The following is a 22,588-nucleotide window of genomic DNA, read 5'->3' on the forward strand; positions in this document are numbered from 1 at the left end:
TTTGTCCAGTTGTTCGGTCTCCTGCGAAGAGTGGTCCTGATGACGTTTGAAGCCTATGAAGCGGTCGTTGACGAAAGTGGCTATGAGGCGCGCAGTCGGGAGCGGCAGGCGCTCAGCCTCGGCATCGACCGGCTCGAGCGGATCCAGAAGGGGCGCTTCAGCCTCGAGGATCAGGTCGAGAGCCTGCTCTATGTGCGGCGGCTGTGGACGATCTTCATCGAGGATCTCGCGCACCCCGAGAACGGGCTGCCGGACAAGCTGCGCGCCGACATCATCTCGATCGGGCTGTGGGTGGTCAAGGAAGCCGACCGTCTCCGCGAGCAGCGGTCGAGCGACGTGGTGCAGCTGATCGAAATCAACCGCCTGATCCGAGACGCGCTTTAATGAAGATCTCCTTGCGCGCGGGCGAACGGATCTACATCAACGGCGCGGTGCTCCGCGTCGACCGCAAGGTCTCCGTCGAGCTCGTCAACGACGTGATGTTCCTGCTCGAGGGGCAGGTCATGCAGGCGTCCGACGCCACCACGGCGCTGCGACAGCTCTATTTCATCGTCCAGCTCATGCTGATGAACCCGACCGACGTCCGCGACGCCGCCGCGCTCTACGCGCAGCATCACGAGGCCCTGTGTGTCGTTTGCGAGAGCCGCGAGATGCTCGATGGGCTCGGCGCGATCCACGAGCTGGTCGGGGCGACCCGCTATTTCGAGGCGCTCAAGCGGATTCGGGCGCTGTTTCCGGTGGAGCAGGCCATCCTGGCCGGCGCCGCCGATGTTTCCCCAGTCGAAGCTGCCTGACAGCGGAGAGACAAGATGAACGTCAACAGCGCGACCGACACGACCGGCAAGTCGTCCAGCTCGAACGCGACCACCTCGCCGACGTCGAGCAACAGCGTGGACTACAACACGTTTCTGCAGCTCCTCATTGCCGAGATGAAAAATCAGGATCCGACCAATCCGATGGATACCTCGCAATATATGAGCCAGTTCGCCCAGCTCTCGACCGTCGAGCAGGCGATGCAGACGAATTCGAAGCTGGACGCGCTGCTGTCCTCGCAGTCCTTGTCGCAGGCCAACGGGCTGATCGGGAAGACGGTCAGCTTCGCTGACTCGACCGGCGCGACCTTCAGCGGCAAGGTCGTCTCGGTCTCCATCAACAGCGACGGCTCCGTCGCGACCCTTCAGGACGGCACGAAGGTCGCGGTCGGACCGGGGCTCACGATCAGCCAGTCATGAATGAGCGGGACGCCCTCGATATCGTCCAGGCCGCGATCTGGACCATCATCGTCGCCTCCGGGCCGGCAGTCGGCGCAGCCATGCTGGTCGGCACCGTCATCGCGCTGATCCAGGCCCTGACCCAGATCCAGGAGGTGACGCTGACCTTCGTTCCGAAGATCATCGTCATTCTCCTGGTCGTTGCCGTCTCCGGCTCCTTCATCGGCGCGCATCTGTCGACCTTCACCGAGATGGTCTATTCCAGGATCGAGCGCGGCTTCTGATCCGGACGGCCCCGGCACCATCCCCGCGTAAGCTTTGCGCGGCAGATTGCGAACCGGACCCCTCTGCCGGTGACCCATGGCCGATACGTTAGCTGCTAGCCTGCCCAATCCGCGCCGCCTCGGAACGGATGCCTTTTTCGCCGGCGGCATCGTGACCATGCTCACGATCCTGTTCCTGCCGATTCCTCCGATCCTGATCGACCTCGGCCTCGCGTTCTCGATCGCGCTGTCGGCACTGATCCTGATGGTCGCGCTGTGGATTCAGCGGCCGCTCGACTTTTCGGCCTTCCCGACCGTGCTGCTGATCGCGACGATCCTGCGCCTGGCGCTGAACATCGCGACGACGCGCCTGATCCTGTCGCGGGGCGGGGAGGGCGAACAGGCGGCAGGCCATGTCGTTGCCGGCTTCTCGAAGTTCGTCATGGGCGGCGACTTCGTTATCGGCCTCATCATCTTCGCGATCCTGGTGACCGTGAATTTCGTCGTGATCACCAAGGGCGCGACGCGTATCGCCGAAGTCGGCGCCCGTTTCACCCTCGACGCCATCCCCGGCAAGCAGATGGCGATCGACGCGGACCTGTCCGCCGGCCTGATCGACGACAAGGAGGCCCAGCGCCGGCGCCGCGAGCTGGAAGAGGAGAGCGCGTTCTTCGGCGCCATGGACGGCGCCTCGAAATTCGTCCGCGGCGATGCCATTGCCGGCCTCATCATTACCGCGATCAACATCTTCGGCGGCATCGTCATCGGCGTCACTCATCACGGATTGACTCTGTCCCGTGCCGCCGACGTCTACACCAAGCTCTCCGTCGGCGATGGTCTGGTGTCGCAGATGCCGGCGCTGATCGTCTCGCTGTCGGCGGGCCTCTTGGTCTCCAAGGGCGGCACCAGGGGCTCGGCGGAGCAGGCGGTGCTGCGGCAGCTCGGCGGCTATCCGCGCGCGGTATCGGCCGCCGCGCTGATGATGTTCGTGCTCGCTCTGATGCCGGGGCTGCCGATGGCGCCGTTCGTGCTGCTCGGGGGCGTCATGGCCTTCGTCGGCTATTCGCTGCCGAAGCGGCAGGCCGCGCTGAAACAGAAGGAGGATGCGCGCAAGGCCGACGAGCGCGCCCAGGCCGAGGCCAAGGAATCCGTCAAGGAGCAGCTCAAGACCGCCGAGATCGAGCTGGCGCTCGGCGGCCACCTTTCGGTCCATCTCCTGGGCTCGCGCACCGAGCTTGCCCACCGCGTGGCCAAGATCCGCAAGAAATTCGCCAAGCAGTACGGCTTCGTCATTCCCGAGATCAAGCTCACCGACAATCTGTCGATCGATCCCAAGAGCTATCAGATCCGAATTCACGACACGCGCGTTGCCCATGGCGAGCTCAGGCTCGGCGAGGTGCTGGTGCTGGTCGACAAGGACGGCAAGCCCGACGTGCCGGGCGACGAGGTGATCGAGCCCGCGTTCGGCATGAAGGCGCTGTGGGTGACGGAAGCCTTCACCGACGAAGTCAAGCGGCAGGGCTGCAAGCCGGTCGACAATCTGTCGGTGCTGCTCACGCATTTGAGCGAAGTGATCAGGGCGAACCTTGCCCAGCTGCTGTCCTACAAGGACATGCGTGCCCTGCTCGACCGGCTCGATCCCGAATACAAGCGCCTGGTCGAGGATCTCTGCCCGTCGCAGATCTCCTATTCGGGCCTGCTGGCGATCCTGAAGATCCTGCTGGCCGAGCGAGTCTCCATTCGCAATCTTCATCTGATCCTCGAGGCGATCGCCGAGATCGCGCCCCATGTGCGGCGGTCCGAGCAGGTGGCGGAGCACGTGCGGACGCGGCTTGCCCAGCAGATCTGCGGCGATCTCTCGGACAATGGCGTGCTCAACGTGGTCCGTCTCGGCAACCGCTGGGACCTCGCTTTCCACCAGAGCCTGAAGCGCGATGCCAAGGGCGACGTCGTCGAGTTCGACGCCGACCCGCGCCTGATCGAGCAGTTCGCGACCGAAGCCAGCGCCGCGATCCGGAAATTCACCGAGAGCGGCACCAGCGTGGTGCTGGCAGTGACGCCGGAAGCGCGCCCCTATGTCCGGATGATCCTGGAGCGGGTGTTTCCGACATTGCCGATCCTGTCGCATGTCGAAGTCGCGCGCAGCGCCGAGATCAGGGCACTCGGAGCCATATCGTGATCTCCGGGCTCGCCGACAGCGTGCTGGTGACGTTCATCGTGTTTTGCCGCATCGGCGCCTGCCTGATGCTGGTGCCCGGCTATTCCAGCGTCAACGTGCCGCCCCAGGTACGCCTGTTCGTCGCGTTGGTCACGACGTTTGCGCTGACGCCGATCCTGATCGCCGTCCTGAAGCCGCTCACGGACAACGCGGCGCCGCTGACGCTGGCGCTCCTGATCTGCTCCGAGCTCGTGGTCGGCAGCGTCATCGGGCTCGGCGGACGCGTGTTCTTCCTCGCCCTCCAGACGATGGCGACCATGATGGCGGGCGCGATCGGCCTGAGCAACATCCCGGGCACGCCGGTCGCCGACACCGATCCGGCACCGGCCCTGGTGCCGCTGATCATGGCGGCCGTCACCACACTGTTCTTCATGACCGACCAGCACTGGCAGGTGCTGCGCGGGCTGATGAACTCCTACGACGTCTGGAAGCCCGGCAACAGGCTGGGCGGCAGCGTCGCGCTCGAGCTGCTCGTCGGCCGCCTTTCGGAGGCGTTCGTGCTGACGCTGCGGATCTCGAGCCCCTTCATCGTCTATTCGGTCATCGTCAACCTGGCGGTCGGCCTGATCAACAAGCTGACGCCGGCCATTCCGGTCTACTTCATCTCGGTGCCCTTCGTGCTGTTCGGCGGCTTCCTGCTGCTCTACCTCACCAGCGACGAGCTGCTGACGCAGTTCATGCTCGGCGTCTCGTCGTGGCTCGCGGAGTGACCGGGTCATGACGTCGCGCGCGGACAAGCTCGGCCGGATGGTCTCGCTGGTGAAGCTGCAGCTCCGGCTCTCGGAATGGCAGCTCGCGCAATTGCGGCAGCAGGAGCGCAGCCTGCAGGACGAGCAGGAATGGCTGGTCGGAGCCTTGAACGATGGAAAGCCGCCGGCGGGATCGTCGAACGAATCGATCGCGCGGCGTCTCAACAGGACGAGCGTCGGCGCCTGCGCGGTGCAGGCGCAGGCCGCGCAGCAGCTCGACCAGGTTCGCCGCGAGACCCGCCGCGTGAGACAGCTCGAGGAGGTCGCCAAGTCCGCGCTCGCCAACAAGCTTCGCGATGCCGAGAAGCGCTCGCTCGAGGAAATGACGGGAACGAGCCTTACCGTGGGCGCGTGGACGCCACAGCCAGCCAACCGGAACAAGACATGATCGTAACAGCGACGCCCGACCTCATCCTCGACGTCCTCGAAGCCGCCGACCCCGTGACGCAGCGCGCCGCGACCGCGAAGCTCGACGCGCTGAAATCATCGGACGCCGATTTCGCCGCCACGTTGGAGGCGGAAGTCGGCAAGGCCAAAGCCGCGACTGCGGACCAGGCCGCGGCGAAGGTCGCCGAAGCGCGGTCGGGTGCGGTGAACGGGGCGCCGGTGCAGGTGATCAAGGCGCCGGCATCCGGCGAGGTTTATCGCAAGTTCGAAGCCTTCATCCTCCAGACCTTCGTCGAGACGATGTTGCCGAAGGAGTCGGAGGAGGTCTTCGGCAAGGGCACGGCTGGCGGCGTCTGGAAGTCGATGCTTGCAGAGCAGCTCGGCAACCAGCTGGCAAAGGGCAAGGGCGTCGGCATCGCCCGGCAGCTCGCCGCCGCACATCCGGTCGGACCGGACGCTGCGGGGAAGGCCGGATCATGATCCGCGAACGGGTGACAGAAGTTGAGAGGTGAATTTGAAATGCAGGCACAAGAAGGCGCGGTGGCCGTGGCGATGGACCAGGCGGTCGCGGACACCGAGATGATGACGACGGAAGCCGCAGCGGGCGATGCGCTGCTGCCCGTGCTGCTGCCGATCGGAGGTGGCGAGGCGATGGTCGACGCCGCGGACGCGGTGAGATCTGACGAGATGCGTGGCCTGCTGGCCGCAATCCGCCGGCTCGCGAGTATCGTCGAGGAGGAGACGACCGCACTCGCGACGGGCCAGAAGATCGATTTCGACGACTTCAGCGCGCGGAAGAGCCGAAGCATGCTCGAGTTCGTTCGCCTGATGCGGGCGCGAATGCACCTCGGCGGGGAGGTCGAGATCACCGGGGAGATTCAGCGGCTGCGCGAGAAGCTCGAACGGAATCGTTCCATTCTGGAAATGCACTACGACGCGGTCCGCGAGGTCGCGAGCATCATCGTCAAGGCGGTCAAGGACGCCGAGTCGGACGGCACCTATACCGGTCGCACAGCGCAGGACGGAAAATGATCAGACTGGTGCTGGCCGGGCTCTGGGTATGCATCCTCACGGCGGGCACGAGCTATGCCGTCGCCTATTGGAAGGAAAAGGGCAGCCTGCTGCCGGCGAAGGACGAATATCTCGAAGGGCTGCAATATCACAAGACGCGGGCGCTGAGCGTGCCGATGGTCGAGAACGGCAATGTGCAGGGCTACATCGTCGCCCGCTTCGTCTACACCATGGAGGGGCGGACCATGCACCAGCTGAACGTTCCGCCGGAGCCGTTCGTGGTCGACGAGGCCTTCCGCAGGATCTATGCCGACGACCGTCTCGACTTCAGGAAGCTCGCCCGTTACGACCTCGCCATCCTGACGACGGCCATCAAGCAGCGCGTCAACGAACGGATGCAGGGTGACATCGTCCAGGACGTCCTGGTCGAGGACTTCAACTACGTCTCCAAGGAAGAATTCCAGCAGAAGCCGTAGTCTTTTCTACGGCCATCCTTCGAGACGCCGCTACGCGGCTCCTTAGGATGAGGACAAGGAGGCCACATCCGAGGTCTCCGCCGCCAAAAGTGCAACGGCCTCCGCGAAGCTGCTTCGCAGAGGCCGTTGCCGGTTTCGTGGCGATGTCCTGCCGTGTCAGTTGCCGGCCGGGTATGCCGCCGGGACGGCCTGCGCCCTGTTCAGGAGGATGCCGACGTCGTCGAGCTCCTGCACCGGCTCGTCGAGCGTTTCGCCTGCCGGGATGTCGAGGCGGTATCCGACGTAACGCCGGGCTACGATCGCATCGAAGCCGAGGCGGTCGCGGAGCTTCTTGCGCAGCTTGCTGACGTGGCTCTCGATCACGCTCTCGTCGAAGCTGGACTCGAAGATGCCGTAGACCGCGTTGAAGATCTGCGTCTTGGTGATCCACTTGCCGTGGTTGGCCACCATATATTCGAGGATGCGCAGTTCGCGGCGGGGCAGGGTGAGGGCGTGTCCCGCGATTTCGGGGTCACGGCCGTTGAAGAAGACCTGGATCCTGCTCTCGCAGGGCCTCGGCAGCTCGCCCACCCGGCGGCGCGCGATCGCGGCCGTTCGGGCGAGGATCTCGCGCAGGTGGATCGGCACGTGCACGACGTCGTCCACGCCCGATTCGAACAGCTCCAGCGTGTTCTTGAGCATCTTCTGGCCGCTCATGGCGATGATGGGAGCCGATGAGCGCTTGCGCATCGCCCGCGGCAGGCTTCCGCGGGCGTCGCAATCCCCGAGGAGAAAGGCGTCCACCGCCGCCAGATCGGATTCGCTCGCAGATTGCAGCCAGTCCCAGAATTCTCCGGAGGAGAAGCCGATCGACGATACGCCTTCGCGAACGAGCCCTCCGACGTAGCTGTTCGCGACGCTCTCGCGATCATCAACGATAATATACATCAGTCTTTCGCCCCTGTTTCGCACTTGTTGCGGCCGGTTGGTTGTTGTGATGCCCCGGCTCGGCAACGATGCTGTTTGACGACATTCCATCCCGCGAACCGTTGTTGTGGTTTCGATATTCGCGGGCAGCCCTACGCGTTCAGTGCCTGCGTCTCGCAGGCCTGTGACTTCAACTCGATACTGAAACGCTTACTGCGTGAGGCTCGGCGGGTGTCTTACTGATCACCTCGCGGAGCAGATTGAGAAACGACCTAGAACAGTGGCGCCAAGTTGCTCATCGCGTTCGAACACTGCTGAACTGTGTCGATCTCCTCGCCAACTGGCGAGAATCACTTGAGTAGGACCGTAACAATTGCCGATTTCCGATCAAGCGTGCGGAACAAAGCGATTGCTACACGCGCTTGATGCTGTTGATTCGTGTCGGGTTGTTTCTTGATGTATTCGATCGCATCAGTTGATTTGGATACTGAACTAGTTTTGCATCGCGGTGGTTGTATGATTCCGCATCCCCGTACAATTGCAGCCATTTTGGGTGGTGCTCCGGGTCACGCACATTGATGGGTTTTCAACCCCGGATTGACACTGGAACCCGCTTTTCCGCATGCGACAATTCGACTCACGTCTTCTCCGCGACTCCAGCTTGGTGAAATCTTGGCGAGTGTGTGTCTTTCGAGTCGCACTCTCGCCACGTGTATGACGCGATCGACTCATGCGGCGTCGCATCGCGCGCGATGAAAAGCTTTCGACGCGCACGTTTCAGGCAAGCTTCGGCAAATAGCGTCACCGTTCGATAGACCGAACCGAACGGAGCATTTGCATATGTTGTCCGATGGACAAGCTCGTCCCAACGCGACCGCGGATGCTTCCACTGCGGCGAAGCCGGCGCCGGAGGCGAGCGATACAATGGACAACGCGGGGCGAACGCCCAAGCCTGCCGCGAGCGCAAAGCGTGTATCGGCTGCGGCGAGCGACGAGGCTCTCGCCAAGGAGGCCCTCGAGGGCTTGAAGCGCATTCGTGCCAAGGCACGCCTCGACAAGATGGCAATCCCGAAACCCGCGCCGGCCGTGATCAAGCCGGCCGTGATCGTGGCGAAGCCGCCGCCGCCTCGTCCGACATGGGTCGTGCCGCTCGCAACACTGGCGGTCGCTGCCATGTTGGTGGTCTGCGCCTGCACCGGCGTGATCGCCTATCTCACCACCCAGCCGGCGCCGAACAACGTTGCGGCCAATGCGGAGATCAGGCATCTGCGCGAGACCGTCGCGCAGCTGCGCAAGCAGGTGTCGGGCGTGTCTGAAAATCTCGACGGCTTGCGCACCGCGGTCGACCAATCCAGCAAGGTCACGAACGATCGCTTCGGCAGGTTTGCCGAGAATCTGGACCGGATCGAGCGGGTGAGCTCGTCCTCGACGGCGAAGCTCGACAAGCTCGCTCAGGTGCAGGCCCAAGCCCAAGCACAGGCTCCCGCGCCGGCAACGGTGCAGACGCAGCCGGTGTCGCAAGGGCCGATGATGGCGGCGGTCGCCGCGCCCGAATTCACGGGATCGGTGCCTGCACCCGAGCGTGCATCGGCGCCGCGCAAGGCAATCAAGGGCTGGTCGGTCCGTCAGGCCTATGAGGGGATCGCGATCCTGCAAGGCCCGAACGGCGTCATCGAAGCCGTGCTGGGACAGCAGGTGCCCGGTCTTGGCCGCATCGAAGAGATCAGGAACGAGAACGGGCGTCTGGTGGTGGAAGCCAGCGGCGGCGTCATCTATTCGTCGCGCAAGGCGACGCCCTGATCGAGCGGCCGTCTATTGGCGGTGATGCTCGAAGCTGGTGCAAAGCAGATCGACCTCCGCCTCGGCGATCGGCGCGCGAAACAGGCGGCAGCTGAACTCGACCGTCGTCTTGCTGTCGGTACCGGTGCGATCCTCCCGCAGGAAGATACACCGCTTGCAGGCGTCGGTATGGTGCCGCTGCTCGGCGGAATCGGAGTGGTCAAGCACGTGCCGGAACGTGTCGCGGAAGCGGATCTTGACCTCGTCATCGAGAACGGCGATCGCTTCGACAAGGACGTTGACTGGGTCGCGCACCAGGAACTTCTTGCCCTGATGGGTCACGCTCAACGTCACCGATCGCTTGTCCGTGGCCGAGCGCTTCCGCTCGAGATAGCCGAGCCGCTCGAGCTCGCCGATGATGAACGAGGCGGTGCCGCGCGTGGTGCCGACGTAGCTCGCCAGCGCCGAGGGGGTTCGGGAAAACCGGTTGGCGCGGGAGAGGAAGCGCAGCGCCATCCATTCGCGGTCGCGCAAACCGTGCTTGGTGCCTTCGAACCACAGGATGCGTGCGGCCTGCTCCAACAGTTCAATCGATTCGCGCGCCAAATTCATTTCAGTTCCAGGTCGGATAAACGTTTATTCAATTGAGCCTTGGGCAGCGCAATCGGGGCGGACGGGAATGAACCCGCTTGCGCTCCGTGGTCCGTTGCCGGCGGCGTCGCGCGTCGCGGGAAGAAGCCTCTGCGTTTCCGAAGATGGAACTTCCGGCCGTGGAACTAGGGTGTCACAAAGAAAGACCGGGTAAATCGCGCGGCCGAGATCCTTCGAAAATTTCAATCAAATGACGACGGTTCGCACGTGAATTGGTGATGACGCACGATGCGTAAGCAAGATGATGTGTCACCATCGTCACTGCGACTGCCATTTGTTGCGGCATGGACTGTCGGGTGCGCGCACAGGTGCATTCTCTGCAGCGCCAGGAGGCTTGGCGGGCAGGGAAAGAACCATTCTTTTCGGTTAATGGATGTTGCGATGCAGTGCAGCTAGACGGTTAAGTCCGACACACAATCGGGCTCCGGCGGACGGCGGACACCGGTGTTCGCCAACGAAGGGATGAGGCCGTGAGCCGCGTCCTCGCAGGCTGGTGAGTTGCCTTTGTCCCGCAATTATTGGCGAATGCGGCGCCCGAGGGGCATCAGCATGGGAATCAGGAATGGGAAGATCGATGAGCTTTGAAACCAGCATAACATCCGACGTCATTGGACTGACGAAAGTCGCCCCGCTCTCGCGGCGCGGGTTCATGAGCGCGACCGCGGCCGTCGCCGCTGGCTACACGCTCGCGGCAGGTCCGGTCCGGGCCGACATCATCACGACGGATATCAGCGGCCTCCAAGCCGGCGATGCCAAGGTCAAGGTCGGCTCCGAGGAGATGCCCGCTTATTTCGCCCGCCCGGCCGGCAACACCAAGGCGCCGGTGATCATCGTGGCGATGGAGATCTTCGGCCTGCACGAATACATCAGGGACGTGACGCGGCGCCTCGCCAAGCTCGGCGCGTTCGCGGTCGCGCCCGATTATTATTTCCGCAAGGGCGTCGACCTGACCAAGGTCGCGGATGTCAAGGAGCTGCTGCCGGTGGTGAATGCAAAGCCGGACGCGGAGCTGTTGTCGGATCTGGACGCGACGGTCGCCTGGGCAGGATCGCAAAGCGGTGACGCAACGCGGCTCGGCATCATCGGCTTCTGCCGGGGCGGCCGCACGGTCTGGGAATATGCCGCCCACAGCGGTGCGCTCAAGGCGGGCGTTGCCTTCTACGGGACCTTGGTCGATCCTGCCAACCCGTTGTTGCCGAAGAGCCCGCTGCAGCTCGCGCCCGAGATGAAGGCGCCGGTGCTCGGCCTCTACGGTGGCGCCGATACCGGCATTCCCGTCGCCCAGGTCGAGCAGATGAAGGCAGCGCTCGAGCAGAGCAAGAAGCCGGCCGACTTCAAGATCTACCCCGAAGCGCCGCACGGCTTCCATGCCGACTATCGCGGCAGCTACCGCAAGGACGCCGCGGAAGATGCCTGGAAGCAGGCAGAGGCCTGGTTCAAGAAATACGGCGTGTTGAGCTGACGCATGGTTTCGAAGGGCGGTCCGAGCGGCCGCCCTTTTGATTTCGGCGCGGACCGCACAGGGACGAAGTCAAGCGCGGCATGTCTGGTAGGAATGGGAGCGCAGGAACCCTATCGACCTTCGCCTGCGCGCCACAACGCGTCGAGGCCATGCCGGTAGGTGGGGTGGGCCAGCGTGACGCCGAGTTCGCGCTTCAATTTTGCATTGGAGACCCGCGCGCTGCTGGCATAGAAGCTGCGCGCCATCGCCGACATCTCGGCGGTGGCAAACGCCTCTTCAGGCGGTGGTGACACGCCCAACAGCTTCGCGGCATAGGCGATCACGTCCTGCGGCGGCGCGGGCTCGTCGTCGCAGATGTTCCAGGTGCCGCCGCGCCCGTGCTGGATCGCGGCCATGATCGCGCTCGCGATGTCATCGACGTGGATGCGATTGAAGATCTGTCCCGGCTTGATGATGCGCCTCGCCGTTCCCGCGCGCAGCGCCGCCAGCGCGTTGCGGCCGGGACCGTAGATGCCCGCAATCCTGAGGATCGCCGCATCGCCGTCCGTCGCATCCGTCCAGGCCTGCTCCGCTGCGATCCGCACGCGCGTGCGGTCGAGGACGGCCTGCGGCGGCGTGCTCTCGTCGACCCAGCTGCCTGCGTAATCACCGTACACCCCGATGGTGGAGAGATAGACGACCTTGCGGCGGCTTCCCTTGAGCACGCCGCCGAACGCCGCGATTGCGGGATCGCCGGTACTGCCGGGCGGGATCGAGACCAGGAGGACGTCGGAATCGCGAACCCGTTCGACCGTCTCGCGCGACGGATCGCTGCCGGAAAACGGATGCACCTCGATGCCGGCGAGATCGTTGCGCTGCGCGGGATCGCGCACGGTGCCGGCGACATGCGAGAAGCTGTCGCCGTGCTTGCGGACGAAATGCCGGGCACTGTAGCCGAGGCCGAGGATGAAGAGCCGCATGCGTCTCCCGTGCAGGTCGAAGGTTCCCGTTCGCGCGGTCGTGCGCAGTTCGCTCATAAGAGATTTTTGGGTCCGGCAAAAGATATTGCGATTTGTCTCGTCCCCCGCCGCGGTCGATGCTCGCTTCTTGCAGCATCGGAAGGGAGGTATCGATCATGCGGGCCGAAGCGTGGGTTCAGTCGCCAGCAGACGCCGCCGATCTGATCCGGCGCGCGGCCGCGCTGATCTTCGACGTCGACGGCACCCTGGCCGAGACCGAGGAGCTGCATCGGCAGGCCTTCAACCTTGCCTTCGCCCGCCACGGTCTCGACTGGCAATGGGACTGCACCGTCTACAAGGACCTGCTGCGGGTGACAGGCGGCAAGGAGCGCATGCGCGCATACCACACAAGGCTAGTGACAGCTCCGCCCTTGTCGGACAAAGACATCGCAGAGCTTCACCGCATCAAGACCGCGCATTATGCCGAATTGGTCGAGACCGGACGCTGCCCCTTGCGGCGGGGCGTGACGGATTTGCTCAGGGCCGCGAAGGCGAGGGGCCAGCGGCTTGCGATTGCGACCACCACCTCGCACGGCAATATCGATGCGCTGCTGTCGCGAGCGCTGGGCAAACGCTGGGCCGCGGATTTCGACGCGATCGTCGCCGGCGATGACGTCAGGCACAAGAAGCCGGCGCCGGACGTCTATCTCGAGATCCTGACACGGCTGAAGCTCGTGGCCTCCGACTGCGTTGCGATCGAGGATTCCGCCAACGGCCTGGTCGCGGCCTCGCGTGCCGGCATCCCGGTTCTGATCACCCGCAGCATGTTCTTTGCGGACGATGACTTCACCGGAGCGCGGGCCGTGCTGGACGATCTGTCGGAACTTTTGGACCGCCAAACAAAAAACTGAAAAACAACCCCATGCACAGTAGATCACGTCGCCGTGATCGCCGTGCTCAGTGGACGCGGTGACTGGCTCTATCGTCCTCCGCCTGCTCGACAATCTGCGCGATCGGGCTGGACTGATGGTGCACCAGGCGCCAGTCGTCGCCGACGCGGCGAAAATGGTTCGCCGCGGCCAGCGCCGTGCCGTCGACGATCTCGATGCAGAGCACGCGGGCGCTGTCGCCGTCGACGATCGCCTGCGGCTCGGCGCAGACGATCTGCGGCCGCTGGGGGTTTTGCAGGATGTCGCGCCAGCTTCCGATCACGGTGGCGCGTCCGATGATGGCCGGCCAGCCGGGATGGATGCAGGAGATGCCGTCGTCGTCTGCCCACATTCGTTCCATGCCGGCGAAGTCGCCCGTTGAAAAAGCGGCGTAAAAGGCCGCGTTGGCGGCGATGACCTTGTTGTCGTTTCCCATTCCTCTCGGGTGGGGCAAGCACAGACAAAAATCAAGCGCGACTTTCCGTCGATTTTGGCCGCAGTGCAGCATTCAAGATGCTGCCCGCGTCGTGGTCACGCCGAAACGTGCGTTGCCACGGCCCGCTGTGCGCCGTCGGCATAGAGGCGGCCGAGCGCCGCGGTGACGGCCTCGCGCAGGCGCGGCTCGGCGCCGAGCGGCCCGAACACCTTCGCCACCCCGAGCAATGCCGGCGCGAGGCGCTCGGCAACGGGCCCCGCCTCGCGCGCCAGCGCGGCGAACTCGCCGGCGAGCGGATCGCGCACGTCGATCGCCCGTCCCTGTTCGTCGACGCCGCTGACGTAGCGCATCCAGCCGGCGACCGCGAGTGCATGCGTTGCGATCGGCAGGCCCCTGGCAAGACGATCCTGCATCGCGCCGAGCAGCCGCTGCGGCAGCTTTTGCGAGCCGTCCATCGCGATCTGCCAGGTGCGGTGGTGCAGCGCCGGATTGGCAAAGCGCTTGAGCAGCGAGGCGCGATAGGCCGCGAGATCCGTGCCTGCGGGCATCGTCAGCGTCACCGCGGCCTCTTCCATGACCTGCGCGGCGAGGCGCGCGAAGTGCGGATCCTGCATGGTGTCGGCGATGGTCTCGTAGCCGGAGAGATAGCCGAGATAGGCCAGCGCCGAATGGCTGGCGTTGAGCAGCCGCAGCTTCATCAGCTCGAACGGCTTGACGTCGCCGACGAGCTCGACACCCGCTGCGGCCAGGTCCGGCCGGCCCGCGGTGAAGCGGTCCTCGACCACCCATTGCGTGAACGGCTCGGTCATCACCGGCCAGGCGTCGCGCATGCCCAGCGCGGATGACACCGCATCGCGGTCGGCATCCGTCGTCTCCGGCACGATGCGGTCGACCATGGTGCAGGGGAACGCGACCGTATCGGCGATCCACTTGCCGAGTTCCCTAGAGCGCAGTGCGGCGAACTGCGTCACGATCCGCTGCACGGTGTGGCCGTTGGCGGCGAGGTTGTCGCAGCACAGCACGGTGAAGGGCGAAAGACCCCGCGCCCGCCGCCGTGCCAGCGCGGCGACGATGAAGCCCGGCGCCGAGCGCGGCGCGTCGAAATTGTTCAGATCATGCGCGATGTCAGGATGCCGCTCGTCGAGGTCGCCGGTCTGCGGCGTGTGGCAATAGCCCTTCTCGGTCACCGTGAGCGAGACGATGCGGATGGCGGGATCGGCCATCCGCTCGACCAGGGCTGCCGGCTTCTCGCGCGCGACGACGCTGTCGAGCAGGGCGCCGATCACGCGATGCTCGGTGCCTTCGGCGGCGCGGACGGCCATTGTGTAGAGATGGTCCTGCGGGGCGAGGGCATCGCGCGTGCCCGGGCTGCGCAGGCTCGCGCCGATGATGCCCCAGGACATGCTGCCGCTAGCGAGGCAATCGTCGATGACGACGGCCTGATGGGCACGATGAAAAGCACCTAAGCCTAAATGCACGATGCCGGGCGTGACGCGCGATCGGTCATAGGCCGGACGGCGGATGGCAGGTGCCAGCCGGTCGAGATTGGCGCGACCAAGCCAAGTGGAATCAAGGCGCATCGAGCTCTGGCGCATGGACGTCTCCCCTTTGCTTTGCCGCTGCTTGACACGGCCTCTGTCCTCGGTCAATGCTCTGGTCAATTGGTAAGACCAATTTTCCAAAATTGGCGGGCCGCGGGTCTGGACGACCTCGCGGGACCCTTTCGGGAGGGCCAGCGTGCCGCTGGAAGCTGTGGAGGCGAGACGGCTCTATCGCCAGGTCGCCGATCAATTGCGAAGCCTGATCGACAGCGGCGAGTACGCGGTCGGCAGCCGCTTGCCGACCGAGCGCGAGCTTGCCGAACAGCTCAAGGTGTCCAGGCCGACGGTGCGCGAAGCCTTGATTGCGCTCGAGGTCGAAGGCCGTCTGCGCATCCGCGTCGGGTCCGGCATCTATGTGATCGAGCCCGCCGCGATCGCCGCGCCGGCGCCATCAGCGATCATAGAAGGCCCGTTCGAGCTGCTGCGTGCCCGCGAATTCCTCGAAAGCGCCATCGCAGAGCAAGCCGCGCGCGTGGCGACCAAAGATGACATCGAGCGCATCGATGCCGCGCTCGTCGCGATGGAGAATGTCGACCATCCTGGCGAAGCCTCGATGGTTCATGACCGCGCCTTCCATATCGCCATCGCAGGATGCCTCGGCAACGCCGTGCTGGTGCGGGTTGTCGGCGAGTTGTTCGACCAGCGCCTTAATCCCTATTTCGCGCAGCTCGCGCATTATTTCGAGAACCCGACCACGTGGCGAACCGCGCTCGACGAGCACCGGGCCGTGCGCGACGCCATCGCTGCGCGCCGGCCGCTGACGGCCCATGACGCCATGCGCGATCACCTCGCGCATTCGCAGGAGCGCTTTGCACAGAATTTTGGTGCCGAGACATCAGCAGGGGCACCGGCTGCACGGAAGCGGGCGGCGCCGTCAGGGGTTCAGCCGGCGAAATCAAAACGACCGTCGAAGAAACAGGCCAAGAGCGGTGGCGCGCGGAGGCCATGAAATTGGACGGCCCGCATCCATGCCGGGGCGGGCCAACAAGAAGCGGACTTGAACGATGGAGGAAAAGTCGATGTTGAAGAAGATGACGATTGCAGCAGTGATTTCCGCCGCCACGCTATTGGCGGCGACCAGCGCGAGCATGGCACAGACCAAGCTCAAATGGGCCCACGTCTACGAGACCTCGGAGCCGTTCCACACTGCATCGGTCTGGGCCGCGCAGGAGATCGCCAAGCGCACCAACGGGCGCTACCAGATCGAGGTCTATCCGGCCTCCCAGCTCGGCAAGGAGGCCGACATCAACCAGGGCCTCTCGCTCGGCTCGGTCGACATCATCATTTCCGGCTCGAGCTTCGCGGCCAAGAGCTTCGCGCCGATCGGCGTGACCTATTATCCCTACACCTTCCGCGACGCCGATCATCTGCTCGCCTACACCAAGAGCGACATCTTCAAGGAGCTCGCCAAGGGTTATGAGGACAAGAGCGGCCACCACATCGTCGCCGTGACCTATTACGGCGTTCGCCAGACCTCGTCGAACAAGCCGATCAAGACCTGCGCCGACATGAAGGGCTTGAAGATGCGCGTGCCCGACGTGCCGGCTTACCTCGCGATGCCGCGCGCCTGCGGCGCCAACACCGCGCCGATCGCCTTCGCCGAAGTCTATCTCGCGCTCCAGAACGGCACCGTCGAGGCGCAGGAGAACCCGCTGACCACGATCGAGGCCAAGAAGTTCTACGAGGTGCAGAAGCACATCGTGCTGACCGGCCACATCGTCGATCACCTCAACACCGTGATCGCCGGCGCCCTGTGGAAGAAGCTCACGGACGAGGACAAGAAGATCTTCACCGACGTGGCGCAGGAGGCCGCCGCCAGGGCCACCGGAGAGATTAAGCAGAACGAAGCCAAGCTGGTCGCCTTCTTCAAGGAGAAGGGCCTGACCGTGACCGAGGTCGACAAGAACGAGTTTCGCGACACCGTGCTGAAGAACGTCGCGTTCGAGACGTTCGGCTACCGCAAGGCGGATTGGGAGAAGATCCAGGCGGTGAAGTGACGCGCCCGTCGTTCCGGGGCGACGCGGAAGCGTCGAACTACGGTGCGCACTTGCGCACCTGAGAACCTCGAGATTCCGGGTTCGGCTCTCCGGGCCGCGCGTTGCGCGGTCCCGTCGAGTCGCCCCGGAATGACGATGGAGAGGTTTGAGAGGTAACATGTCCACCGCCGAAATCCACCGGCAGATCACCGCGGACGAGATCGCCCACACCTTCGAGGAGGAGGCGACGCCGAAGGTCGATCTCGGCGTCTACGCCTTCGAGGACTGGGTGGCGCTGGCGATCTTCTGGGTGATGGCGCTCGCCGTCTTTCTGCAGTTCTTCACCCGCTACGTGCTCAACGACAGCTACGCCTGGACCGAGGAGATCGCGACCTATTGCCTGATCGGCGTGGTCTTCATCGGCGCCTCGATGTGCGTGCGGCTGTCGCGGCACATCCAGGTTGACCTCGTCTATCGCTACCTGCCGCATGCCGTAGGGCGCGTGCTGTCGACGGCGATCGACCTGATCCGGATCGCCTTCTTCGGCTACGCCATCAAGCTGGTCTGGGTCTACATTCGGATCATCGGCGACGAGCAGATGACCACGATCAATCTTCCCAAGGATTATGTTTATTACGCCGTGCTGCTCGGGTTCGTGCTGATGTTCGCACGCTCCGTACAGGTGGCACTCCAGAACTGGCGGCAGGGCTACTCGGTCCTCGAACGTCCCGGTGCCTACGACGGATCGGAAGGATAAGACCATGCTGCTGTTGCTCGGAGGCTTTCTCCTTCTGATGCTGCTCGGTGTCCCCGTGGCGATCGCCATGGCCGCGTCGTCGCTGCTCTACATCCTGGTCAGCGGCGTGACGCCCGACGTCACGCTGGCGCAGCGCATGATCGCCGGCGTCGAGAGCTTTCCTTTGCTCGCCGTGCCGTTCTTCATCCTGGCCGGCAATCTCATGAACATCGCCGGCGTGACCGGCCGCATCTACAAGTTCGCGGTCGCGCTGGTGGGGTGGATGCGCGGCGGCCTCGGCCACGTCAACATCATCGGCTCGGTGATTTTCTCCGGCATGTCCGGCACGGCCATCGCGGATGCCGCAGGACTTGGCACCATCGAGATCAAGGCGATGAAGGACCACGGCTACTCCACCGAATTCTCGGTCGGCGTCACCGCGGCCTCGGCGACGCTCGGGCCGATCATCCCGCCGTCGCTGCCGTTCGTGATCTACGGCATGATGGCGAACGTCTCGATCGGCGCGCTGTTCCTCGGCGGCGTCATTCCCGGCGTCGTGCTGACGCTGTTCATGATGGTGACCGTCACCTATTTCGCGCACAAGAACAAATGGGGCAGCGATACACCGTTCTCCTGGCCGCAGCTCGGCTCGGCCGGGCTCGAGATCTTGATCGTGCTGTCGTTCCCGATGGCGATCTGGCTGATGGTGCTCGCCGGCCTCTCGGTCAACATGGCCGTCGTCATCGGCCTCGGCACGCTGCTCCTGATCGACTGGTATTTCGATTTCTCGGCTGTGATGGCGCTGATGGCGCCGGTGATTCTGATCGGCGGCATGACGCTCGGCTGGTTCACACCGACGGAAGCCGCGGTCGCCGCGGTGATCTGGTCGCTGTTCCTCGGCCTCGTCCGCTACCGCACCATGACGTTCCAGACCGTCGCCAAGGCGACCTTCGACACCATCGAGACCACGGCTTCTGTGCTGTTCATCGTCACCGCGGCCTCGATCTTCGCCTGGCTGCTGACGGTGTCGCAGGCGGCGCAGATGCTCTCGGACTGGATGCTCAGCATCACCCACAACAAATGGGTGTTCCTGGCGCTCGCCAATGTCCTGATCCTGTTCGTGGGGTGCTTCATCGACACCACGGCGGCGATCACGATCCTGGTGCCGATCCTGCTGCCGATCGTGCTCAAGCTCGGCATCGACCCGATCCATTTCGGCCTGATCATGACGCTGAACCTGATGATCGGCCTGTTGCATCCGCCGCTCGGCATGGTGCTGTTCGTGCTCGCCCGCGTGGCAAAGCTCTCGGTCGAACGCACGACGGTGGCGATTCTGCCCTGGCTGGTGCCGCTGCTGCTCGCGCTGATCGCGATCACCTACATCCCCGACCTGACCCTCTGGCTGCCTAAATACATGGGACTCTCCAAATGACCTCGACCGCTCTCGCCGCGACCCTGTTCGGCCCCGAAGACCTGCGCATGATCGAGCATCCGCTCGACAAGCTCGCGGACGGGATGGTCCGCATTCGTTTCGGTGCCGGCGGCATCTGCGGCTCGGACATGCACTATTTCCGCCATGCCCGCACCGGCGACTTCGTGGTGAAGTCGCCGCTGGTGCTGGGCCATGAGATCTCCGGGGAGGTCGTGGAGATCTCCGGTGCCGCCGCGAACCTGAGGGTCGGCGACCGCGTTGCCGTCAACCCGTCGCGCTGGTGCGGCCATTGCGTCGCCTGCCGCGAGGGCCGGCCGAACCTGTGCGAAAACATCTACTTCATGGGCTCGGCCTCGAAGACGCCGCACATGCAGGGCGGCTTCGCCAATTACTTCGACGCGATCCCGGCGCAGTGCGTGAAGATCCCCGATCACGTCTCCTACCAGGCCGCCGCGCTGGCCGAGCCGCTCGCGGTCTGCCTGCACGCGGTCGCGCGCGCCGGCAAGATCGAGGGCAAGCGCGGCATCATCTTCGGTGCCGGCCCGATCGGGCTTTTGACCATGCTCGCGGCGCACCGCGCCGGCATGGCCGACATCACCGTGGCCGACATCGCCCCCGCGCCGCTCGCCTTTGCGACCAAGCTCGGCGCCTCCCGTGTCGAGAACGTATCCGCCGGCGAAGAGGGCCTGAAGGCGCAGGCCGCGTTGCGCCCCTATGACGTCGCGTTCGAGGTCTCGGGCACGGCTGCAGGCCTTGCCAGCGCGATCGGCATCGTCAGGCGCGGCGGCGTCGTGGTGCAGATCGGCAATCTGCCGGGCGGCCAGATCCCGACGCCGTCGAACGCGGTGATGGCCAAGGAGATCGACCTGCGCGGCTCGTTCCGGTTCGGCTTCGAGTTCATGAATGCGGTGGAACTGATCGGCAACGGCAGCGTCGATGTGCTGTCGCTGGTCACCGCCGAGCGGCCGCTCTCGACCGCACCCGACGCGCTGCGGCTGGCGCTGGATCGCTCGCAGAGCGTCAAGGTCGTTCTGACCGCGAACTGACTTTTGTTTTGACGCGTTTTCTTCACGCGAACCGGTATCCACTTCGCTCGAAAACGCTTTGGGAGGCAGCACATGATGCTGGAGGGATGGCGCTGGTACGGGCCGGATGATCCGGTCTCGCTCGATGACGTCAGGCAGGCCGGGGCGAGCGATATCGTCTCGGCGCTGCATCAGGTGCCGATCGGGGAGGCCTGGACGCGCAAGGCGGTCGAGGAGCGCAAGAATTTCATCGAGAACGGTCAGCCCGGCCGCTCGCAGCTGACCTGGTCGGTGGTGGAATCGATTCCGATCCCCGACGACGTCAAGCGCCTTGGCGGAAAAGCGACGAAGTCGATCGAGGCATGGATCGCGAGCCTGGAGGCGGTCGCCGCCTCTGGCATCAAGATCATCTGCTACAATTTCATGCCCGTGGTGGACTGGTGCCGCACCGACCTCGAATGGGAGCTGCCGAACGGCGCCCGCGCCATGCGCTTCGACCAGGATCGCTTTGCCGCGTTCGAGCTGCACATCCTGAAGCGCCCGGCGGCGGTGCAAGAGTATTCGCCCGAGCAGCAGGCGCGCGCCAAGGCGCTGTTCGACAAGATGAGCCAGGCCGATATCGACTATCTCGTCATGGTCATCGCCAGCGCGCTGCCCGGCTCGACCACCGAGCCGATGACCATCCCGCAGTTCCGCGACCGGCTCGAGACCTACCGCGACATCACGCCAAAAATCCTGCGGCAGCATCTCGCCGAATTTCTCGCGCGCGTGACGCCGGTCGCCGAGCAGCTCGGCGTGTCGCTGACGCTGCACCCGGATGACCCGCCGCGGCCGCTGTTCGGCCTGCCGCGCATTGCCTCGTCCGCCGACGATTATCAGGCGCTGTTCGACGCCGTGCCGTCCAAGGCCAACGGCATCTGCTTCTGCACCGGCTCGCTCGGCGTGCGCGCGGAGAACAATCTGCCCGAAATGGCGGAGCGCTTCGGTCCGCGCATTGCCTTCGCGCATCTGCGCGCGACCAAGCGCGAGGCCGACGGGCTGTCGTTCTACGAGTCCGATCATCTCGACGGTGACGTCGACATGATCGCGGTGCTCAAGGCGCTGTTGAAGGAGAACGGGCGGCGCGCACCCGACAAGCGTATCGTGTTCCGCCCGGACCACGGCCACCGCATGCTCGACGATCTCGCCGCCACCAAGCGCACCAATCCCGGCTACACCGCCATCGGCCGCCTGCGCGGCCTCGCAGAGCTCCGCGGTGCGATCCGGGCGATCGAGCATCGATAGAGGCAACGCTCTTTCCACGTCGTCATTGCGAGCGCAGCGAAGCAATCCAGAATCCCTCCGCGGAAAGACTCTGGATTGCTTCGCTGCGCTCGCAATGACGTGGAGGGAGGTCTGCTTCATCCCAACACGGGACGCCTAGTAGCACGCCGCCATCGCGCCGAGCTTCGGATAGAGCCGGTCGATCGCGGCGATCTCGCTTTTCATCTGCGCGATGATCCAGTCGCGGATCTCGGCGGCGATGGGACGCATGATCCGGTTGCGCGGCGGCAGGAATTCGCAGATGCGGCGCGTGGTGGTCAACGTATCGGAGGCCGGCACCAGCGCGCCGGTGAGCAGCCAGTGCGAGGCGACCGTCAGCCAGCCGAGCGCAATACCCTGCCCGAGCAGGGCCGCCTGCACCACGACGGCATAGTCGGTGAAGCTCAGCGCCTTGGCCGCGCCGCGGCGGCCGGTGAGGAGCGAAGCGTAATCCGCGGCCCAGTCGCCCGGCGTCTCGGCGAGGCGGATGATGGTGTTGCCCTCGGTGGGATCAGTCTCGCCGAGATAGCCGGGGCTGCACATCGGCAGCATCACTTCCTTCATCACCAGCGTGCCGCCGGAGGACGGCTCGTCGCGGTCACGGAAGCGCATGCCGAGATCGACATTCTCCACCGGCCCGCGGAGCGCGCCGGAGATGAGCTGGAAGCGCAGATCCACTTGCGGAAACTGTTTCTGCAGCTTGTCGATGCGCGGCATCAGCCAATGCGTGGTGAAGGCGGAGGAGACCGACAGCGTCACCGTCTCGGTGCCCTTGCGGCGCCGCTCGATCTCGACGAGCCCGCTCTCGATGCTGCGGAAGCCTTCGAGCACGCGGCGATAGAGCAGCTCGCCTTCCTCGGTGAGCACCGCGCGCCCTGCTGTGCGATCGAACAGGCGGACGCCGAGATGCTCCTCGAACTGGCCGAGCATCCGGCTCACCGCCGGCTGCGTCACGTTCAATTCGGCGGCCGCAGCCGTGAAGCTGCCATTGCGCGCCGCCGCGTCGAAGACGAACAGGGCGTTGCTGGACGGCAGCATGCGGCGGAGCTCGGGCATAACGCCATGTTATGGGCGTGGTGAGAATTTGGCAATTGCCGAGT

At 64.7% G+C, this 22,588-nt stretch carries 25 protein-coding genes; 19 read left to right on the forward strand and 6 right to left on the reverse strand.

The window, feature by feature from the left end; translation table 11 throughout:
• Positions 1-39 precede the first annotated feature (39 nt).
• The 10 genes from flaF to N2604_RS11915 all read left to right on the forward strand — a co-directional run bounded on the left by flaF (position 40) and on the right by N2604_RS11915 (position 6,315).
• Positions 40-384: a flagellar biosynthesis regulator FlaF gene (gene flaF / locus N2604_RS11870; RefSeq protein ID WP_172786944.1), complete on the forward strand. Its 345-nt coding sequence runs from the start codon at positions 40-42 to the stop codon at positions 382-384.
• On the forward strand, positions 384-794 hold the full coding sequence (gene flbT, locus N2604_RS11875; protein WP_260374829.1) for a flagellar biosynthesis repressor FlbT: 411 nt from the start codon (positions 384-386) through the stop codon (positions 792-794). The genes flaF and flbT overlap by 1 nt, the downstream gene beginning before the upstream one ends.
• Before the next feature lie 15 nt (positions 795-809).
• Positions 810-1,232, forward strand: coding sequence for a flagellar hook assembly protein FlgD (gene flgD, locus N2604_RS11880; RefSeq protein ID WP_260374830.1), 423 nt, complete (start codon positions 810-812; stop codon positions 1,230-1,232).
• Positions 1,229-1,495 carry a flagellar biosynthesis protein FliQ gene (fliQ, locus tag N2604_RS11885; RefSeq protein ID WP_025034323.1) on the forward strand — a complete coding sequence of 89 codons (267 nt, stop codon included), beginning with the start codon at positions 1,229-1,231 and terminating at the stop codon, positions 1,493-1,495. Before flgD ends, fliQ begins: the two co-directional genes overlap by 4 nt.
• Positions 1,496-1,571: 76 nt before the next feature.
• Entirely contained in the window at positions 1,572-3,653 is a 2,082-nt protein-coding gene (gene flhA, locus N2604_RS11890) for a flagellar biosynthesis protein FlhA (protein WP_260374831.1), read from the forward strand.
• Entirely contained in the window at positions 3,650-4,402 is a 753-nt protein-coding gene (gene fliR, locus N2604_RS11895) for a flagellar biosynthesis protein FliR (RefSeq protein WP_260374832.1), read from the forward strand. The genes flhA and fliR overlap by 4 nt, the downstream gene beginning before the upstream one ends.
• Positions 4,403-4,409: 7 nt before the next feature.
• Positions 4,410-4,829, forward strand: coding sequence for a hypothetical protein (locus tag N2604_RS11900; protein WP_260374833.1), 420 nt, complete (start codon positions 4,410-4,412; stop codon positions 4,827-4,829).
• Positions 4,826-5,308: a rod-binding protein gene (locus N2604_RS11905; RefSeq protein WP_260374834.1), complete on the forward strand. Its 483-nt coding sequence runs from the start codon at positions 4,826-4,828 to the stop codon at positions 5,306-5,308. The genes N2604_RS11900 and N2604_RS11905 overlap by 4 nt, the downstream gene beginning before the upstream one ends.
• Before the next feature lie 39 nt (positions 5,309-5,347).
• Positions 5,348-5,860, forward strand: a complete 513-nt coding sequence (locus tag N2604_RS11910; RefSeq protein ID WP_260374835.1) for a flagellar biosynthesis protein FlgN — start codon at positions 5,348-5,350, stop codon at positions 5,858-5,860.
• Positions 5,857-6,315 carry a hypothetical protein gene (locus N2604_RS11915; protein ID WP_172786936.1) on the forward strand — a complete coding sequence of 153 codons (459 nt, stop codon included), beginning with the start codon at positions 5,857-5,859 and terminating at the stop codon, positions 6,313-6,315. Before N2604_RS11910 ends, N2604_RS11915 begins: the two co-directional genes overlap by 4 nt.
• A 156-nt stretch (positions 6,316-6,471) precedes the next feature.
• On the opposite strand, the gene N2604_RS11920 is transcribed toward N2604_RS11915, so the two are convergent.
• The gene (locus N2604_RS11920; RefSeq protein ID WP_260374836.1) at positions 6,472-7,242 is read right to left on the reverse strand and encodes a response regulator transcription factor; all 771 of its coding nucleotides are present in this window, start codon (positions 7,240-7,242) and stop codon (positions 6,472-6,474) included.
• An 819-nt stretch (positions 7,243-8,061) separates the two neighbouring features.
• On the opposite strand from N2604_RS11920, the gene N2604_RS11925 reads away from it, so the two are divergent.
• Entirely contained in the window at positions 8,062-9,021 is a 960-nt protein-coding gene (locus N2604_RS11925) for a hypothetical protein (RefSeq protein ID WP_260374837.1), read from the forward strand.
• A gap of 12 nt (positions 9,022-9,033) precedes the next feature.
• Here the strand turns inward: N2604_RS11925 and N2604_RS11930 are convergent, their stop codons facing one another.
• A complete protein-coding gene (locus tag N2604_RS11930; protein WP_260374838.1) occupies positions 9,034-9,612 on the reverse strand; it encodes a MarR family winged helix-turn-helix transcriptional regulator in 579 nt (192 codons plus the stop codon).
• 613 nt (positions 9,613-10,225) lie between these two features.
• On the opposite strand from N2604_RS11930, the gene N2604_RS11935 reads away from it, so the two are divergent.
• The gene (locus N2604_RS11935) at positions 10,226-11,113 is read left to right on the forward strand and encodes a dienelactone hydrolase family protein (protein ID WP_260374839.1); all 888 of its coding nucleotides are present in this window, start codon (positions 10,226-10,228) and stop codon (positions 11,111-11,113) included.
• 110 nt (positions 11,114-11,223) lie between these two features.
• Here the strand turns inward: N2604_RS11935 and N2604_RS11940 are convergent, their stop codons facing one another.
• Positions 11,224-12,072, reverse strand: coding sequence for an SDR family oxidoreductase (locus tag N2604_RS11940; protein ID WP_260374840.1), 849 nt, complete (start codon positions 12,070-12,072; stop codon positions 11,224-11,226).
• Between the two features lie 155 nt (positions 12,073-12,227).
• Here N2604_RS11940 and N2604_RS11945 point away from each other — a divergent pair, with 155 nt between their 5' ends.
• Entirely contained in the window at positions 12,228-12,962 is a 735-nt protein-coding gene (locus tag N2604_RS11945; protein WP_260374841.1) for an HAD family hydrolase, read from the forward strand.
• A 46-nt stretch (positions 12,963-13,008) separates the two neighbouring features.
• On the opposite strand, the gene N2604_RS11950 is transcribed toward N2604_RS11945, so the two are convergent.
• Positions 13,009-13,416, reverse strand: coding sequence for a nuclear transport factor 2 family protein (locus N2604_RS11950; protein ID WP_197962855.1), 408 nt, complete (start codon positions 13,414-13,416; stop codon positions 13,009-13,011).
• 95 nt (positions 13,417-13,511) lie between these two features.
• Positions 13,512-14,996, reverse strand: coding sequence for a mannitol dehydrogenase family protein (locus tag N2604_RS11955; protein WP_409241728.1), 1,485 nt, complete (start codon positions 14,994-14,996; stop codon positions 13,512-13,514).
• Between the two features lie 157 nt (positions 14,997-15,153).
• Here N2604_RS11955 and N2604_RS11960 point away from each other — a divergent pair, with 157 nt between their 5' ends.
• The 6 genes from N2604_RS11960 (at position 15,154) to uxuA (ending at position 21,470) form a co-directional block, all read left to right on the forward strand.
• The gene (locus N2604_RS11960) at positions 15,154-15,966 is read left to right on the forward strand and encodes a FadR/GntR family transcriptional regulator (RefSeq protein ID WP_260374843.1); all 813 of its coding nucleotides are present in this window, start codon (positions 15,154-15,156) and stop codon (positions 15,964-15,966) included.
• An 82-nt stretch (positions 15,967-16,048) separates the two neighbouring features.
• The gene (locus N2604_RS11965; protein WP_409241729.1) at positions 16,049-17,014 is read left to right on the forward strand and encodes a sialic acid TRAP transporter substrate-binding protein SiaP; all 966 of its coding nucleotides are present in this window, start codon (positions 16,049-16,051) and stop codon (positions 17,012-17,014) included.
• Between the two features lie 157 nt (positions 17,015-17,171).
• Positions 17,172-17,750, forward strand: coding sequence for a TRAP transporter small permease (locus N2604_RS11970; RefSeq protein ID WP_260374845.1), 579 nt, complete (start codon positions 17,172-17,174; stop codon positions 17,748-17,750).
• A 4-nt stretch (positions 17,751-17,754) separates the two neighbouring features.
• Positions 17,755-19,161 carry a TRAP transporter large permease gene (locus tag N2604_RS11975; RefSeq protein WP_260374846.1) on the forward strand — a complete coding sequence of 469 codons (1,407 nt, stop codon included), beginning with the start codon at positions 17,755-17,757 and terminating at the stop codon, positions 19,159-19,161.
• Complete coding sequence (locus N2604_RS11980) at positions 19,158-20,207, forward strand: L-idonate 5-dehydrogenase (protein WP_260374847.1); 1,050 nt, start codon at positions 19,158-19,160, stop codon at positions 20,205-20,207. Before N2604_RS11975 ends, N2604_RS11980 begins: the two co-directional genes overlap by 4 nt.
• A 72-nt stretch (positions 20,208-20,279) precedes the next feature.
• Positions 20,280-21,470: a mannonate dehydratase gene (gene uxuA / locus N2604_RS11985; protein WP_260374848.1), complete on the forward strand. Its 1,191-nt coding sequence runs from the start codon at positions 20,280-20,282 to the stop codon at positions 21,468-21,470.
• Positions 21,471-21,605: 135 nt separating this feature from the next.
• Here uxuA and N2604_RS11990 read toward each other — a convergent pair whose 3' ends face one another.
• A complete protein-coding gene (locus N2604_RS11990; protein ID WP_260374849.1) occupies positions 21,606-22,544 on the reverse strand; it encodes a LysR family transcriptional regulator in 939 nt (312 codons plus the stop codon).
• Positions 22,545-22,588 lie beyond the last annotated feature (44 nt).

The organism is Bradyrhizobium sp. CB1015 (assembly GCF_025200925.1).
Classification (GTDB): domain Bacteria; phylum Pseudomonadota; class Alphaproteobacteria; order Rhizobiales; family Xanthobacteraceae; genus Bradyrhizobium.